General features: G+C 46.4%; 21 protein-coding genes. 5 read left to right on the top strand and 16 right to left on the bottom strand.

Features of this window, described 5'->3' with window-relative positions:
• Nucleotides 1–11: 11 nt before the first annotated feature.
• Both folP and cdaA read left to right on the top strand, forming a co-directional pair.
• Nucleotides 12–878, top strand: a complete 867-nt coding sequence (folP, locus tag GXP69_RS00105) for a dihydropteroate synthase (protein WP_204281870.1) — start codon at nt 12–14, stop codon at nt 876–878.
• Entirely contained in the window at nt 875–1,714 is an 840-nt protein-coding gene (cdaA, locus tag GXP69_RS00100) for a diadenylate cyclase CdaA (RefSeq protein ID WP_163910698.1), read from the top strand. Before folP ends, cdaA begins: the two co-directional genes overlap by 4 nt.
• Here cdaA and GXP69_RS00095 read toward each other — a convergent pair.
• From GXP69_RS00095 to GXP69_RS00085, 3 genes are all read right to left on the bottom strand, one after another.
• Nucleotides 1,711–1,932, bottom strand: coding sequence for a PLDc N-terminal domain-containing protein (locus GXP69_RS00095; RefSeq protein WP_163910689.1), 222 nt, complete (start codon nt 1,930–1,932; stop codon nt 1,711–1,713). The genes cdaA and GXP69_RS00095 overlap by 4 nt on opposite strands.
• A 205-nt stretch (nt 1,933–2,137) precedes the next feature.
• Nucleotides 2,138–3,328, bottom strand: a complete 1,191-nt coding sequence (kbl, locus tag GXP69_RS00090; protein WP_163910687.1) for a glycine C-acetyltransferase — start codon at nt 3,326–3,328, stop codon at nt 2,138–2,140.
• Between the two features lie 58 nt (nt 3,329–3,386).
• Entirely contained in the window at nt 3,387–4,589 is a 1,203-nt protein-coding gene (locus tag GXP69_RS00085) for a hypothetical protein (protein ID WP_163910685.1), read from the bottom strand.
• Between the two features lie 319 nt (nt 4,590–4,908).
• Between GXP69_RS00085 and GXP69_RS00080 the strand changes: the two genes are divergently transcribed.
• A complete protein-coding gene (locus tag GXP69_RS00080) occupies nt 4,909–5,886 on the top strand; it encodes an NAD-dependent epimerase/dehydratase family protein (RefSeq protein WP_163910683.1) in 978 nt (325 codons plus the stop codon).
• A gap of 171 nt (nt 5,887–6,057) precedes the next feature.
• On the top strand, nt 6,058–6,717 hold the full coding sequence (locus GXP69_RS00075) for a hypothetical protein (protein ID WP_163910681.1): 660 nt from the start codon (nt 6,058–6,060) through the stop codon (nt 6,715–6,717).
• Nucleotides 6,718–6,882: 165 nt separating this feature from the next.
• On the opposite strand, the gene GXP69_RS00070 is transcribed toward GXP69_RS00075, so the two are convergent.
• The 4 genes from GXP69_RS00070 to GXP69_RS00055 all read right to left on the bottom strand — a co-directional run bounded on the left by GXP69_RS00070 (nt 6,883) and on the right by GXP69_RS00055 (nt 9,524).
• Nucleotides 6,883–7,623: a M48 family metallopeptidase gene (locus tag GXP69_RS00070; protein ID WP_163910679.1), complete on the bottom strand. Its 741-nt coding sequence runs from the start codon at nt 7,621–7,623 to the stop codon at nt 6,883–6,885.
• Between the two features lie 284 nt (nt 7,624–7,907).
• On the bottom strand, nt 7,908–8,117 hold the full coding sequence (locus tag GXP69_RS00065; RefSeq protein ID WP_163910677.1) for a hypothetical protein: 210 nt from the start codon (nt 8,115–8,117) through the stop codon (nt 7,908–7,910).
• 41 nt (nt 8,118–8,158) lie between these two features.
• Nucleotides 8,159–8,704, bottom strand: a complete 546-nt coding sequence (locus GXP69_RS00060; protein ID WP_163910675.1) for a YkvA family protein — start codon at nt 8,702–8,704, stop codon at nt 8,159–8,161.
• Nucleotides 8,705–8,897: 193 nt separating this feature from the next.
• Complete coding sequence (locus GXP69_RS00055) at nt 8,898–9,524, bottom strand: C40 family peptidase (RefSeq protein ID WP_163910673.1); 627 nt, start codon at nt 9,522–9,524, stop codon at nt 8,898–8,900.
• Between the two features lie 279 nt (nt 9,525–9,803).
• Here GXP69_RS00055 and GXP69_RS00050 point away from each other — a divergent pair, with 279 nt between their 5' ends.
• Nucleotides 9,804–10,184: a hypothetical protein gene (locus GXP69_RS00050; protein WP_163910671.1), complete on the top strand. Its 381-nt coding sequence runs from the start codon at nt 9,804–9,806 to the stop codon at nt 10,182–10,184.
• Between the two features lies 1 nt (nt 10,185).
• Here GXP69_RS00050 and GXP69_RS00045 read toward each other — a convergent pair whose 3' ends face one another.
• From GXP69_RS00045 to GXP69_RS00005, 9 genes are all read right to left on the bottom strand, one after another.
• Nucleotides 10,186–11,088 carry a PIG-L family deacetylase gene (locus tag GXP69_RS00045; protein ID WP_163910670.1) on the bottom strand — a complete coding sequence of 301 codons (903 nt, stop codon included), beginning with the start codon at nt 11,086–11,088 and terminating at the stop codon, nt 10,186–10,188.
• 14 nt (nt 11,089–11,102) lie between these two features.
• The gene (locus GXP69_RS00040; RefSeq protein ID WP_163910668.1) at nt 11,103–11,285 is read right to left on the bottom strand and encodes a hypothetical protein; all 183 of its coding nucleotides are present in this window, start codon (nt 11,283–11,285) and stop codon (nt 11,103–11,105) included.
• A 20-nt stretch (nt 11,286–11,305) separates the two neighbouring features.
• Nucleotides 11,306–11,620 carry a putative quinol monooxygenase gene (locus GXP69_RS00035; RefSeq protein ID WP_163910666.1) on the bottom strand — a complete coding sequence of 105 codons (315 nt, stop codon included), beginning with the start codon at nt 11,618–11,620 and terminating at the stop codon, nt 11,306–11,308.
• 23 nt (nt 11,621–11,643) lie between these two features.
• Nucleotides 11,644–12,072 (bottom strand): hypothetical protein, encoded by a 429-nt coding sequence (locus GXP69_RS00030; protein ID WP_163910664.1) that lies wholly within the window; start codon nt 12,070–12,072, stop codon nt 11,644–11,646.
• A gap of 74 nt (nt 12,073–12,146) precedes the next feature.
• Complete coding sequence (locus tag GXP69_RS00025; RefSeq protein ID WP_163910663.1) at nt 12,147–12,812, bottom strand: hypothetical protein; 666 nt, start codon at nt 12,810–12,812, stop codon at nt 12,147–12,149.
• 129 nt (nt 12,813–12,941) lie between these two features.
• A complete protein-coding gene (locus tag GXP69_RS00020; RefSeq protein ID WP_163910662.1) occupies nt 12,942–13,583 on the bottom strand; it encodes a hypothetical protein in 642 nt (213 codons plus the stop codon).
• A gap of 90 nt (nt 13,584–13,673) precedes the next feature.
• Nucleotides 13,674–14,261, bottom strand: coding sequence for a porin family protein (locus GXP69_RS00015; protein ID WP_163910660.1), 588 nt, complete (start codon nt 14,259–14,261; stop codon nt 13,674–13,676).
• A 109-nt stretch (nt 14,262–14,370) separates the two neighbouring features.
• Entirely contained in the window at nt 14,371–14,811 is a 441-nt protein-coding gene (locus GXP69_RS00010) for a hypothetical protein (RefSeq protein WP_163910658.1), read from the bottom strand.
• A gap of 61 nt (nt 14,812–14,872) precedes the next feature.
• Entirely contained in the window at nt 14,873–15,415 is a 543-nt protein-coding gene (locus GXP69_RS00005) for a hypothetical protein (RefSeq protein ID WP_163910656.1), read from the bottom strand.
• Nucleotides 15,416–15,547 lie beyond the last annotated feature (132 nt).

Here is a 15,547-nt window from a genome sequence, read left to right as displayed (position 1 = left end):
AATAGACCTAAATGCCTACATTGGATTCGAAAGATACGCTTTTTAAGAAAAAATCCACACTCAATTGCCGCGGAAAGCTGCTCTCTCTGGACACGCCGCTGGTGATGGGCATTCTCAATATTACCCCCGATTCTTTTTACCCCGGCAGCCGCCTGAGCTCCGCCGAAGAAGCTGTTGAACGTGCGCGAGTTATGCTCTCGGAAGGGGCCGATATACTGGATATTGGCGGTTATTCCACACGCCCCGGCGCAGCAGAAGTTTCGTCGCAGGAAGAGCAGGATCGGTTGATACCGGCCATCGAAGCTATAGTTAAAGAGTTTCCGGATGTGGTGATTTCGGTAGATACTTTTCGGGCAGATGTGGCTGAGGCAACTATAAAAGCTGGCGCGGCTATAGTTAATGATGTAGCAGGCGGTACGCTGGACGAAAAGATGTTTGAAACTGTGGCCCGGTTGCAGGTTCCGTACATACTGATGCACATGCGTGGCACCCCGCAAACTATGCAGACGCTGGCGAACTATAGCAATGTGACCGTAGAAGTGCTGGACGAACTGCAACAACAGGTGGCGAAACTCACCAAGCTTGGTGTTAACGATATCATACTCGATCCGGGGTTTGGGTTTGCGAAAACGACAGAACATAACTTTGAGTTGCTAAACAGACTCGAAGATTTCCGTATATTGGGTTTACCTGTGCTGGTGGGCATGTCGCGCAAATCAATGGTATATAAAACGCTGGGCATCCACCAGACCGATGCCTTAACTGGTACTATAGTTGTGAACACGATCGCGTTGATGAAAGGAGCCAATATTTTGCGCGTGCACGACGTAAAAGAAACTAAGCAGGCAGTAGAACTTTACAAGAAAACAACACTTTGATATTTTTATTCACGATAGGGTTTTTAGAGATCGAGCTGCTGGATATTATTGATATCCTGCTCGTAACGGTGCTGCTGTACCAGCTGTACAAGCTGCTGACCGGCAGCGTGGCGCTCAAGATCTTTTTAGGCCTGCTCTCTATTTACCTGTTATACCTGGTGGTGCGTGCTGCGGGCATGGAACTACTCAGTATTATTTTGGGTCAGTTTATGGGCGTGGGTGTGCTTGCTGCCATCATCCTGTTCCAGCCCGAGATCCGCCGTTTCCTGCTGCTCATCGGTAAAACCACCGCCTTTAACCACGATCGTTTCTGGGGCTTCCCGTGGCGCCGCGATACTACCGAGAAACTAAGTCTGACACCGTTTATTGAAGCCTCAAAGTCTTTGGCTGCCAAGAACACAGGTGCACTTATCGTTTTCGCAAAAAGCTCTGAACTGAAATACTACGCCGAGTCTGGAGATCTGATTGATGCAGTTATTTCTAAGCGACTGCTGATGTCAATCTTTAACAAGAACAGTCCGCTGCACGATGGCGCTGTAATTATAGCCAACAACCGTATTAAAGCAGCCCGTTGCATTCTGCCAGTATCCGAGAACCAGGAAATTCCGGCATCCATGGGTCTGCGTCACCGCGCTGCTATTGGTTTAACCGAGATCACAGACAGCATAGTGTTGGTAGTATCAGAAGAGACCGGTCAGATTGCCCTGGTGCGTAACGGCGAAGCCTTCCGTAACCTTTCATCGGCTGACCTGCGCGTAAAACTCAACCAGTTCCTGTTCGACACCGACCAGCGCCCCTCTATAAGCCCTTCCGAAAAATCAGTGAGTGCGGCTTAATTTCTGGTGCGTCTCTTCCAGAATACCCAGTAGGCTATCAAACCAACTATAGGCAGCAGCCACAAGGCCAGCATCCAGAGTAAACGTTCTGTTAAGTTATAATCTGATTTAAAGATCAGGTGAATGAGCGATACCAGTGCCCCGGCATAATAAACTATAAGCAAAGTTACGATGGTACTATAGCCTAATGGGCTAAGGCCGGGAGTGACTAATTCCATAAGGTATCTATTGTTTAAACGTCAAGTTAGTAATTCCGGAGCATAAAAAAAGCCACTCCTATAGTTGGAGCGGCTTTTCTACATTATTTTACTGGCTTATCACATGCCGGCGAGCTTTCAGCTCGTGTCACTCATTCATGCAATTAGTATAAAGGCACGAGCTACAAAGCTCGCGCCGGCATGTGATGAAATCCCATAGTTAAGCTTACTTGATCACACCCAGTTCTTTACCAACTTCGGTAAAGGCAGCAATACATTTATCAATATGCACACGGTCGTGCACGGCAGATAGCTGAACACGGATACGGGCCTGACCTTTTGGAACTACCGGATAGTAGAAACCGATCACGTAAATGCCTTTGTCCAGCATGCGGGCAGCAAATTCCTGAGCAAGAGGGGCATCGTACAGCATTACCGGTACAATCGGGTGGTCACCTGGCTTAATGTCGAAGCCGGCAGCGGTTATCTGTTCACGGAAGTACTTGGTGTTCCACTCCAGTTTATCGCGTAGTTCTGTAGTTGAGCTGAGCAGATCCAGCACTGCAATAGATGCGCCAACTATAGACGGAGCCAGTGAGTTTGAGAACAGGTAAGGGCGTGAACGCTGGCGCAGCATGTCAATGATTTCTTTACGGCCGGATGTAAAACCACCCATGGCACCACCAAGTGCCTTGCCCAGTGTACCAGTAATGATGTCGATCTTGCCCATTACGTTGTGGTACTCGTGCGTGCCGCGGCCTGTTTTGCCCATAAAGCCCGTGGAGTGCGAATCATCCACCATCAGTACAGCCTTATACTTGTCGGCAAGGGCTACAATTTTATCCAGCTGTGCTACAGTTCCGTCCATTGAGAAGGCGCCGTCTGTTACAATAATGCGGTGCTTGGCACTTTGTGCTTCCTGTAGTTTGGCTTCCAGGTCTTCGAGGTTGTTATGTTCGTAACGGAAACGCTGTGCCTTGCACAGACGCACGCCATCAATGATCGAAGCGTGGTTCAGGGCATCCGAAATAATAGCTGAATCAGCATCAAAAAGTGGCTCAAATACACCACCGTTGGCATCAAAAGCAGCTGCATACAGAATAGTATCTTCAGTGCCTAAGAACTCAGAAATCTTGCGCTCCAACTCTTTGTGGATATCTTGTGTACCGCAGATAAAACGCACCGAGCTCATGCCGTAGCCGTGTGTATCGATCGCGTTCTTGGCAGCCTCAATAACTCTCGGGTGAGCCGATAGGCCCAGGTAGTTGTTCGCGCAGAAGTTCAGAACATGCGCCTGCTGTGTTGTGTCGATATCAGCGCCTTGAGGCGTAGTAATGATGCGCTCTTTTTTATATAATCCGGCAGCTTCAATCTCTTTCAATTGCTGTACCAGATCCGGTTTTAAGGTTTCGTACATATTTCGTTATTCTTTTATCGTTGTTCGTTACTCGCTTTGTTAAAGGTACAAACTATAGTTATACGCCGCTTGCGTCGCCGGGCTCATCGGTTTTTGGCGGTGGCCTCCGGATGATCGGTCTTGGGCGCGGCGGCTTTGGATTTATAGTTTCATCTGCTGGTTCTTGCATTGGCGTTTCTGGTGCTATAGTTGGGGCAGCAGGCGCTTCTGGTTCCGCAGTTTTCTCCATAGTTGGCTGTGCCGGTTCTTGTGGTTTGGCTTCTGCTATAGTTGGCTCAGCAGGTGTCGGTCGTTTAATAACCGGGCGCGGCCTTGGCGGCTTTGGCTTTTCAACTTCCGGAACAGGTGCAGCTATAGTTTGTTCATCGGCAGATGTTTCTTTTGTTTCCTGAAGCTCTTCCGCAGCCGGCTTCTGTAGTGCAACAGGCCGCTTGATCACTGGTCTTGGGCGGGCTGGCTTTGGAGCTTCTGTTGCTGGTGCAGCAGTTTCCGCTTCGGCTGGTTTTATAGTTTCCGGTTCGGTTTTGCTTTCAGCCGGTTTTTCCTCTTTTGGTTTCTGAAGCGCTGCTGGTCTTTTTATCACCGGCCTTGGGCGTGGTGATGGCGTTGCAGGCTTATCTTCCGTAGCCGCAGCTATAGTTTGCTCAGGTGCTGTTGGTTCTGGCTTAGATTCGTCTTCTGCAGCAGGTTTTTGTAAAGCAGCCGGGCGCTTAATTACCGGCCGTGGGCGGGCAGCAGGAGCGGGGCTTTCGGTGGAAGGCTTTGTTTCTGTTTCACCTTCGGTAGTAGCAGCTGGCTTACTGATAACCGGCCTTTTGATAACCGGACGCGGCTTAGCTGGCTGCTCCAAAGGTTTAGCTGGCTCGGTTGGTGGTGCTGTTTCCGGAGCTATAGTTTCGCCTTCGGTTGAAGTTGGCCTGGCTATAGTTGGGCGTTTTACTACTGGGCGTGGTTTCGGAGTAGCCTCAGTTGCAGGTGTTTCCTGTGGAACAGACGGTGCTTCTGTCGTTGTAGCTGCAGGAGCAGCACGTCGCATAACCGGTCGGGCCGCTGCAGGGGCCGGAGCCGCTTTCGGAATATCCTCTTCTTTTAAATGATACCGCAGACGCACATCATTTATCACCATCTTCACAGCCACATAAAAGCTGTTTGGGTGCATCTGGGCGTACATATCCTGCCAGGCCGCAAAACGGTCGGGGTCTCCGGCGGCAAATGCAGCTTTGTTTATGCGCTTCTTTACAAGATATTCTTCAAACGTCATGCAGTATCAATCAGGCCACAGTGGCTCATACCTACAAATATAGGAAAATCCGGTGCGCAAGCCAGTACGGCATGAGCCATGTTATTTAATCTTTAAGTCTGTTGTCAGCGCTTTCGGAGCTCAGTTGCCGGGTGTACCTTTGTTTCAAGGTTAGATAAAAAGTTAGTTTAGTTTGGTATCAGGAAGAGCAGCTGCTGCATACGGTTGCTCTTTTTGCATTTAGGCAACAATCTTCTGCAAAGGCATGTGTTTCTTATAGTTTATACTTTCAGGATTGCACTGAAATAGGTTACTTTGCGTAACTGATTTTTCTTTAACTATGGCAAACACAAGCGACACGGTATTGGTGATTGGTGCCTGCGGGCAACTTGGCTCAGAGCTCACCCTGGAGCTGCGCAATATGTATGGCGGAAGTAATGTAGTGGCAGCAGATATTGCAGCACCCAAACAAGCCGACCTACGCGATTCCGGACCTTTTGAAAAGATAGACGTGCTGGACCCCAAAGCAATGGGCGAACTGGCCGCAAAATATAAGTTCAAGCAGATTTACCACCTGGCTGCTGTGCTGTCGGCAACCGGCGAGAAGAACCCGAAGTTTGCCTGGAAACTGAACATGGACGGTCTGTTTAACGTGCTGGACCTGGCCCTGGAGCAGAAAGTAGAAAAAGTTTACTGGCCAAGCTCTATCGCGGTTTTCGGCCCGAACACGCCGCGTCAGAACACTCCGCAACACACCATCATGGACCCAAACACCGTGTATGGTATCAGCAAGCAGGCTGGTGAGCGCTGGTGCGAATATTATTTTGAGAAATATGGCCTTGATGTGCGCAGCCTGCGTTACCCTGGCCTGATCGGTTACAAAGCCTTACCAGGCGGTGGTACTACCGATTATGCCGTAGACATTTACCACAAAGCCCTGGAAGATAGTGCCAGCTACGAGTGCTTCCTGAGCGAGAACACGTACCTGCCAATGATGTACATGCCGGATGCCCTGAAAGCTACGCTGGACCTGATGCATGCTCCGGCTGAGCAGGTAAAAGTACGCAGTTCGTATAATCTAAGCGCTATGAGCTTCTCTCCAAAAGAGATTGCAGCCTCTATCCAAAAGCACATTCCGGAGTTCGAGATCAGCTACAAGCCAGATTCGCGTCAGCAAATTGCCGACTCGTGGCCGCAGAGCATCGACGACAGTGCCGCGCAGCAGGACTGGGGATGGAAACCAGCTTACGACCTGGATGCCATGACTGCCGACATGCTCCTGAACCTGAAAAAGATGAAAGAAGAGCAGGCCGTTTAAGGTCCGAAACTATAGTTTGAGAAAGGCGATGTAGCAATGCATCGCCTTTTTTGTTTTTCTGGATAGGTTTTGGGAGTGAATTGCAATTAAATATTGATCGATTTATATATATGGAACGCTTATTGCTTGGATGTGTGGATTAATGACATATTTAAACCTTAACAAACTTTTATGAAAAACACATTCCTGGTACTGGCGTTAGCCCTCGTAACAATTTTCACTACTCAGGCGCAGGAGCTGCCTGCATCCACAACATCAGACTTTAAGCCTGTTACGGGAGATAAAACAGCTGAAGTTGGCTTTAACTTTAACAGCGGAACATTCCTGAATGGTGGCCAGCTTCGGTTCCGTAAGTTTACATCTGATGACAAAGCATTGCGCCTAGGGATCGGGGCTTTTTTTGAAGACACTCACCAAGGGGTTGCTGAAACAGCTCACTATGGAAAAATAACTGTTTCACCGGGTATCGAACGCCACTTTGAAGGTACTAGTCGGATTTCGCCATACATAGGAGCTGAACTTCCGTTATCATATGCTTACAGCAAATATGAAGATGATATAAGAGTGATAAATGGAGCATGGGGCGACAATGGTCCAAGGGGAAGCCACATTGGCGTAGGCCTGAATGCAATTGCGGGGGTGGATGTATATCTCATCAAGAACTTTTATCTAGGATTTGAATTGGGAGCAGGTGTTTCCTACAAGCATTTCAGTAAGATTGAAGTTGACTATAAAGAGCATGATTTTAGCGACAGAACGATAGAAGGAGAAGGTAAATTATCTTTCAGTACATTCTCTAGTGGTGGCCTCCGCTTGGGGTTTGTGTTCTAGAATAGTTTTGACATAGAATCTTCAAATAAAAATAGAAAAGGCGCTACACAGGTAGCGCCTTTTCTTATTGATCGTACAGTTCAGGACCCACAGCAAAACTATAGTTGCTGAGTACCCTAAAATCTTTTAATCTTGAAAATCTTAAAGTAATTGTGTTTCGATAGCTTAGAAAATCGAGATCTTGTAGTCTTTTAGTTTCTTATCCAGGGCTTTGGAGTTGCCGCAGATTTTTTCCAGCAGTTTCCAGAAGCGGGGGCCGTGGTTTTTTTCTACGGTGTGGGCCAGCTCGTGCAGGATCACGTAATCGCAGAGGGCATCGGGCAGGCGCATCAGGTGCAGGTTCAGGTTGATGTTGTTGGTGTGTGAACAGCTACCCCAGCGGCTTTTGGCGTTCTTAATGAACACGTTCTGGTAGCTAAACCCGAAACGTTCGGCGAAAAAGGCAACACGCTGCGGCAGGTATTCCTTGGCCTCTTTGCGGTACGCTTCTTCCACCGATTTACGGATGAATTTCTGAACCTCAGGTTCGCTTGCATCTTTAAAAGCAGGGTAAAACACGTTAATGTAACCGTCTTCAATTACACAGCGCATCGTGTATTGTGCATGTGTAAGCAGGCGTAGCTTGTGAAACTTGGTTCTGAACTCCGTGTCGGCATCGTAAACAGTAACTTTCGTTTCCTGTTCTTTCATGCGTTGCTGGTGTTCGCGTATCCAGTCGGCTTTTGTGTAAATAAGCTGCTCTGCTTTGTCGAAACTAATATGCGGCGGAACGGCCACTCTTACTCCTTTCAGAGGGCGTACACTAATGCTGATACGCTTAGCTTTGTCGCTGCGCTCGATCAGCACTTTCCCGATACCGTCAATGTGGACATTAACAGATGAGAGCTTTAAAAATGTTGCAGGCACCTTGGCTAAAAGTTAAAGTACAAAATCTCTAAAATCAAAGATAGAGAATTATTGCCTTAGCAATCCAATATATAGCAGCGTTTTTTTCTAACTTAAGTTTAATCTTAGTATTTGAATTGTTCTATATTGTGCAGCTATAGTTAGGCTTCAGTCGGTTTGTTGGTGTGCTGTTATGGCAATAAAAACACGCATTCAGAGCGATAGAGCGTGCTTTTGTGAGTTGCTGGAATAAGAAAGCCCTGCGCTATAGTATAGGCAGGGCGGTTATAGTAAAAAAAACACTTTTAGCGAATGTTACCTCCGCTTGGCAGGTCGTCGCCACGGTGTTTGTGTACCCGGCTGCTGTCGGTGGTAACACTGCGCAGCGTCGGCTCCTTGTTGGCAGTTGTGTGGCCGGTGCCCTGAGGCTTGGTAGCATGGCCCTGCGAAGCACTATCTGCAGCTGGCTTTTTTTGTTCTTCTGCGTTGTTCTGTTTTTTGTCAGTCGGCTTCATAGATATAGATTGTTAGGTTTATAGTATCAGTATACGGAATTTTATAGTTCGCCGCCCTTTTCTACATGCACCTGGCCTTCTGGCTGGTCGCTGTATTTCGGGGTGCCAAACGAAGGATCTGCGTTATGCTGACTTTGGTTGTGTGCTGCCTGGCGCTGTTGCTCGTGTTGCATGCTTTCCCATTCTTTAAAGCGGTCCAGTTCGGCTTTAATGCTGGTCATAAACCAGGCCAGCAAACTGGCATCATCCAGCAAGCCAATTACCGGTATAATGTCCGGGATAAGGTCTATCGGGGTAATAAAGTAAATAATTACAGCCACGCCACCTACCAGGGTAGTAGTCGGAATGCCTTTGTACTCGCCGGCAACAGCAGCCTTAATCATACGCGACAGCAACTGCAGGCTTTCCCAGGCTTCGGCTGCCAGGCTGCCCACGCTTTTTTTGGCGGTAGCTTTCTTAAATGCTTCGTTCAGCAATCTGGTTACCTCGCCCGGGTGCTTCAGGTAACGTTCGGCTTTGGCCAGTATTTTCTTGAAAAAGGAGCTCTCAGAGATATTTTTACCATCTGGTGCCTTCTGGTTATTCATAGTTGTGTGGCTATAGTATGTGTAAGTATAACGTTTGGGGTGGCCTTAAATGTATGTGCCGTTTGCGGTGCAAAGTTGATAAAGTATTAACAACCTACCTATACTTGGCAGCTATAAAATTGTTGTGCTCCCGGCCCACAAAAAAGCCCTACAGGTGGCTGTAAGGCTTGTAATATAGTTTAGCTGCTGCAGGTTAGATAACGCGGCCGGCTGCGTAAAAATTTTTCCTGTAAAAAGGTTCTTTAAGCGAGCTTACCATTACCCCGCCGTTGGTGGCAGAATGTATAAACTTGCCGTTTTTAAGATAGATGCCTACATGGAAGATCGGCTGCTTGGGCCCACGACGGAAGAAGACCAGGTCGCCGGTGCGGATGTTGTCTTTTTTAATATGCTTTACATCCTGAAACATGTTGTGCGAACTGCGGCTCAGGTCGATGCCGTATACATCGCGGTAAATACTGGTTACGAACCCGGAACAGTCGGTGCCTTTTTTGGAGCTGCGGCCATAGCTGTAAGGAGTGCCCAGCCAGTCTGCAACCGTCTCGATCAGGTCCTTATTCTGGTTGGTGGCAAACTGCATCTTCAGCTCTTTCGAGTAATAAGTTTCCGGTTCGGGCTCAGGTGCAGGCAGTGTAATAAGCGGCTCTTTGGCAATCAGAGCGGCCGCCATGTCTTCGCCGGAGTTAATGGCAAGCGGCGATATAGTTGCGACAGCTACGTGTTCAGTCAGTTCCGCCGACTCAGCCGGCGTTACTTCGTAAAAGTATGACAGAACCAGCGACATAGTCGCCAGGAGGCTTAGAATGATGGTTTTTTTCATAAAGTTTGGCTTGTTATCTCCTGCCCGGGCAGGCAAACAGTTACACCTTATTTAAGCAGATTTTTGTATCAAAAAACGCCAAGAGCATTAAAATGCCTTTTTGTTTTTGCTGCTATGTGCAAAATTAAGTACAAAATCTTTAACAGGCAAACAGGGGGCTTTATTGCGTTGGCTAGATATTTAAATCCATTCACCCTTAAAACCATGCCTTTGGCCTCTTGGTATCAGGCTATAGTTTAGCTGAATGTTAGGAAAAGTATAAAATCAGACTCTGAGAAAATGGACTATAAAATTGTAGAAAGATCGCTGTTTGCACGGATTGCACGCATGGTTTTAAAAAGCCCGAATGTGGCCATGGTGTTGGGGAAAAGCATCCATTTGAGCGGGGTAGACAGGCAAACCTTTTTAGATGATAAAGGCTGGTTTGAGCATGAGCTGTGCCACATCCGGCAGTTTCAGGAGCATGGATTTTTCCGGTTTCTGTGGCTTTACCTGAAAGAGAGCTACCGCGTAGGGTACTATAATAATAAGTTTGAAGTAGAGGCCCGCGAAGCCGGCATGAAGCACAAGCGCTTTTTTAGCGAGCAGCTCAAGAAAGAAGCCGGCGCAGTAAAACCATCTGGCTTACCGCTGCCGGCTGATGTTAAGAAGGAGGCCTAAACTATAGTTGTGCCTGCTGTTCTTTTGAGATCACTCTGAAGAACTCGCGGTCGAATACCTTAAAGTATACGTCGTGGCTGAAGTGCTGGAAAAGCGGAATGAACTGCCCGATTGTGTTTCGCTCTTCTTCGCGGAATGAATGTAAAAACTGCATTTTAGCCTCGGCCTGATCCTGTATGTTAACCTGTGTGGTAGGGTCTGGCATCCCTTCTGGGCCATAAACTTCCAGTGCCAGCATATAGGGGTTTGGGTAGCCCCATTCTTCCAGCTGTTTGGTCAGGCGCTCTTTCAGGATCTTGTCTTCCATGCTGTCGGGGTACACGGTCTGGTAAATGCGCTCGGCTTTTATAGTTCCGGCATTAAACAAATCGGCTACCAACTGGCTTACCAGCACATGCTCGGGGTGACCATAACCTCCAATCTCGCTATCCATGGTAAAGATCACGGCCGGGTTATAGTCGTTTATCTTTTGCGTTAAGAGCTGCGCAAGTTCTGCTTTGTTAAATACCTTCTCAATGTCGGCTTTGGTAATGGGCATGTAAGGTGCTTCGGTCTGGCCAAAATCGGAACGGCGCTGGTCGTGCGCTTTCCAGATAAACTCCACATCGTCCATAATCAGCTGCGCTGCCTGCACCAGTGCTGAGTCGCGCTCGGAGCTTTCGCTGGTGAAGGTGATCTGTTTTATGTCCCAGCCGTTTTCCTGTAGTTTGGCTATAGTTCCCGACATACCTACCAGGTCATCATCGTGGGCAGTAACTATAAGCGCCCGTTTTTGAGTAGCGGTTTCCAGAAAAGTGTCATCCGGAAAGGTCTCAGTAGGGGCTAGGGCAGTTAAATCTGCTTCGGAAGGGCCGCTGCAACTATACAAAGCTACCAGGCAGGCAAGGGCTAAAAGTTTACGCATAGGGTGTTTGGCTGTTAAATACTGAATTGTTCTCTGCAGATGTGCTGTTTCTCCACAACCGGATTTCCGGCTGCATCTGTCGTACGAACTATAGTTTCTTCACACTCCAGGTGGTCATTGCTTTTCCAGATAAAGAGCAAAGCACCCAGCGTGAGCATAACGATAGCTGCAAAAGCGTATAGTGGTTTCACTTTCATGGTGTAAACTATAGTTTGTGTTAGTTAATACCGGCCCCGCCCAAGATCTGAAGTTCCTGTCCTTTCTGCGGCATACCGGCCAGCAGCGGCATCGCCTGCGCTATTAGCTCCCGCACGCCTGCCACCTGCAGCGAGTTATCGTGGTCTTGTTTGCTGTCCCAGGCTTCGGTAACCCAGACAGCGTCCTCGTCAGCTTCATCAATACTCACCATATAAAGCTGGCAGCCTTTTGCGGTTGATACCAGCTTGGAAGCCTCTAACAGTATAGTTGCCAGTTTATCTCTGTTGCCCTCGGTAGCGGTAAGCTTACCATGCAGGCCGTAGCGTGTGCTCATGTTTTTATCGTTTGCTTGTTGCTTTAAGCTATAGTTGACTTAGTTTTATTAGGCGCTAGTTTGTATGCCAAGTAAGCCATTGGCAGGTAGGCAAACACCAGGTCAACTATAGTATACCACACTGGCGAAGGCAGCATAAACACGCTGGCAATTCCGCCTGCCAGGAAGAATACCCCAATAGCCATCGCGAATCTAAATTTGTGTGTGACTGCAACTATAGCGGCTACAAATGCGCCAAAAAAGGTGCCCAGGGCGTGCGCTAGAAACGGGAAGATAAAGTGCTTTGGCTCAAACGAGTGCATGGCTGCTTTCAGGCCATTGGAAGTGGTAACATCTGCGCCCTCGGGTGGCGGAATAATGGAACCGCTGATATTGAGGATACCCATATTTACGGTACTGCCGATAACAATACCAGCGACTATGGCTAAAATGTTTCTGATGATTGGGTGCATGGTTTGTGGCTTATAGTTGTGTTGTTAGGTTGTTAACGGTGCTGGTACATGTTTTGAAAGATATGAGCCTGTAATCATTCTTTGTTTAACTGATAATCGGTATCAACCAGGATTCTTTTTAGTCTGTCGTTTTCGAAGTTCAGATGTACCCAAACACCAGTTGAGGCTGTCTCTATTGTAATATTATTATAGCTCCTGAGATTGTGCGGCTCGCCTTTGCTGAAAAGGATTTCCCTAACTTCATTTCTCGTCAGGCCAACTTTCAGCCCGTTTATCATCTGGATAGATGGCTCTGTGATCTTAGCTGAAACGATAGCAATATCATTATTTTCTGAATCATCTTCTTGGGTTGTATGAAGGAATTTTACAAACCCCTTGTCCATCTTTAGTCTGTACAATGTTATTACCTCAGATCCGTCACTATATAAAGGTGAGGTTTCATCAACAAAGCTGAACCTGTTGCTATAGTGGCTTTTTAAATCCTCTGGTGTCGAGAACTTGCCGAAAGGATAGTAGAAGTACTGGCTTTGACTAACAAGCTTGAAAGTATCAGGCGAAGGTGGCATCAATTCGAAATTGTAGGTTGTATCGGACTCAAAAGCCTCCGTAGTAACTATAGCTTCTTCAGTTTTGGCAACTTCAGCCTCACCTGAATCTTGCTCCCGGGCAACCTGCTGGCTACAGGAATAGAAGAAGAAAACGGTTAATACTCCGGCTAAGAGGGTTCTTTTGTTTGTCATGATTTGGTTGTCTGCTTTGGTTTCCGTGTTTTAGGTAAGTGGATTTAGCAGGTAAGTGGATTTAGCCAAAGAGCTGCCCAGGTACCACAGATACTTAGGCAAACAGGGAAGTTATACTTAAAGTAATTGCTAGCACGGAAGCCAGTTGTCTATCCTGATCAGCTTACCGTCCTGAAACATGAGAATCCATTGCCTGTCAGTAAGTTCTTTAGAGGGTGGCAAGTTAACGGCGTCCGTCTCTTTACCATCTATAATATAATAACTCTTGCTGATGTCTTTAACTGCGTTTGGGAAGTGCTTTTCTACTTCTTCCAGAGTTGTGGCATGGTTCAGCTTCAAATTCCCACGCTGTAAAAACACATTGTGTTCCTTGGAGAAATTGACTTGTATGAAATTCAGGGAATCCCCGAACTGCTCGAACTCCACGCCCTTAAAATAGGCATTCTTTGAAGCAGCACTTCTGTAGCCTGATGAGCATGTGTTATTCCAATCTATACTCACCACACTGTCGGCCTTGCCTAAAATGCCCTCTATGTTCTTCACCGATGTAGTTAAGGGAAGTTTGCCGTTGATGCGTACGCTGTTCCAATCAAGATATTCCTCGTTTTCCGCTATTCGGGGAGCCTGGTCAACGGGGCTGGATGTAGCTTCCCGCATAACATCTTTGCCCGCATCAGGAGAATGCCCGTCCTGGTTCTCTACCTGTGCGTTGGGTGAATGGCAGCTAAGAAGGGCTGCCAGGGAGAGTAGCTGTAAAAGTTTAGTTTTCATGCTTTCTTTTTATGTTAACGGGTTTGCTATGGTGCGTTTATGCACTATAGGTTTGGTTGGGCAGTGTAGCTCTTTAGGCACTTATAAGTTCTACAATTTAAGACCAACTCCAAACCTTACACCAGCGTCGAGCATTCTTTGTTGATAATTTTCTGGATGAAATGGAATGATGGCATGTTGCTGTAAAAAGGGATTCACAAATGCAGAGACCTTTGGAGTAAAGCCATATTTAAACCCTATACCTGCCACAGCCCCGATTCCAGATTGGTTGTCTAGCATACCGTGTTTTGTTTCAAAATCTGCCACAGCACCGAAATTCACGAAAAGGTATTTTAGAAAGTTGGCCCTGAAAGCAACAGGTATGGATATAGTCTGTAAGTTGCTGCTGCTAAAAGTTTTGCCGCCGTCTTGATGAAGATGAGAAGTGAACATTATAGTATGTTTGGAGTAGTTCACACCTGCTTCTATATCAAGCCAGCTATTCAATGGCTTCAGGTAAGAGATGCCAATGCCATAAAACCCATCTCCATCATAACTTCCTGCTCCTTCTAACTTTGATCGAAGTATTTCACTTGTGCCTTTAGAAATAGAAACATGTAGCTCCCCTTTAGGTATATCTTGACAAAACCCTTGGGCACCGATACCCATCAAGCACAGTGTTAGTATTCCTTTTTTCATTCTTCTCTTATTTAAGTTTGTTCATTAATATATTGCTCAACGGTACTCGTGCAGCCGATGGCGAGGCGTAGCCAAGCATAAAGGCTGCACTTGGTTGGCAAATGTTTTTCTATTCCACTATTATACCTTTATTCCTGAAGACTTTACCGCTGTAGGTACTAAAGGAACCACAGTTTGCACCACTATAATATCTAACAGGAGTAGGTATACCCCTTCCATCTAGTGGAAAACCAGTCCTAAACTTATATTTGGTAGTATCCAGTTTATTAATTAAAATTTCTGTACCGTCAGCCACTAAATCCCATTCAAGATGTTCAGGCTGCCAACATATAGCAATTTCACTACCTAAGTCGACACTAATCATCCTTAATTTTACATAATTAGTATCAGGCACTGCGTTTTTGGAGCCATTTATAATGTATAGTATTGCTCCTTTTCTGATAACCGTTATTGTCTCTGCTTTATCTGGTGAAGCAAGTCTGGTTTTTTCTGCACATGATGTATTAAGGAACACTATGAGTGTTAGTAGAAGAATCGATATTTTGTTCATCCTAAATATTTGCCAACGGTTAGTATGAAAGACGGCGGAGGCCGTCGGCGGATGCTGACTCTTATACAATGTTAGTGGTAGGCTTTTTTTGTTTGGCTTGACTCTCTTCTGTAATGAGAAAGTCAATAGTTCTTAGTGTACCAGTCTTTCTTATTGTTATAAATTGTCCCTGCTCAACAGAGTCGAAGTGCTGCTGATTAGCTCTAATTACAAATAGATGCCATTTGTCTAACAATAGTATTTTAATTACTCCAAAACTTATGACTTCTGTTATCCTATAGTTGCTAATCCACTTATATGCCAAAAAGAAATCAATTTTTGTCCTTATTGTGTGAATTGTATATCCGATTAATAAAATTGAAGGTATGACAATCCAAATTGTTTGAGCTTGTGAAAAATACTCATCTAAATCATTAGGCGGTGACCAGTTACCCCATCCATAACGGGGAGGGAGATACGGACTTATTAATGATAAAGAAATAATAATCACGACCAGTAATATTAAGGATAGTGAGCCAGCCTTTGACTTGAATGAAATTAATTTAACCTTTTCTTTCAGGCTTTTAATTTCCCAGTCGTTAAGCCTTTCCTTGTATCTTGGCATTTTACTTTTTGTATTTATAGCTTACCACTAACGAACAAGGCCAGAAAGCGCCAAGGCTTGCCTGCTGGCCTTGGTGGTTTATGGGCGTAGTTATCCGTGCTTGTTTTTCCTTTTTTGTAGTGACTGCTGATC

The organism is Pontibacter burrus, assembly GCF_010686685.1.
Taxonomy (GTDB): Bacteria; Bacteroidota; Bacteroidia; order Cytophagales; family Hymenobacteraceae; genus Pontibacter; species Pontibacter burrus.
The sequence above is the reverse complement of the archived record's forward strand: the minus strand, read 5'-3'. Positions and strand labels throughout refer to the sequence as shown.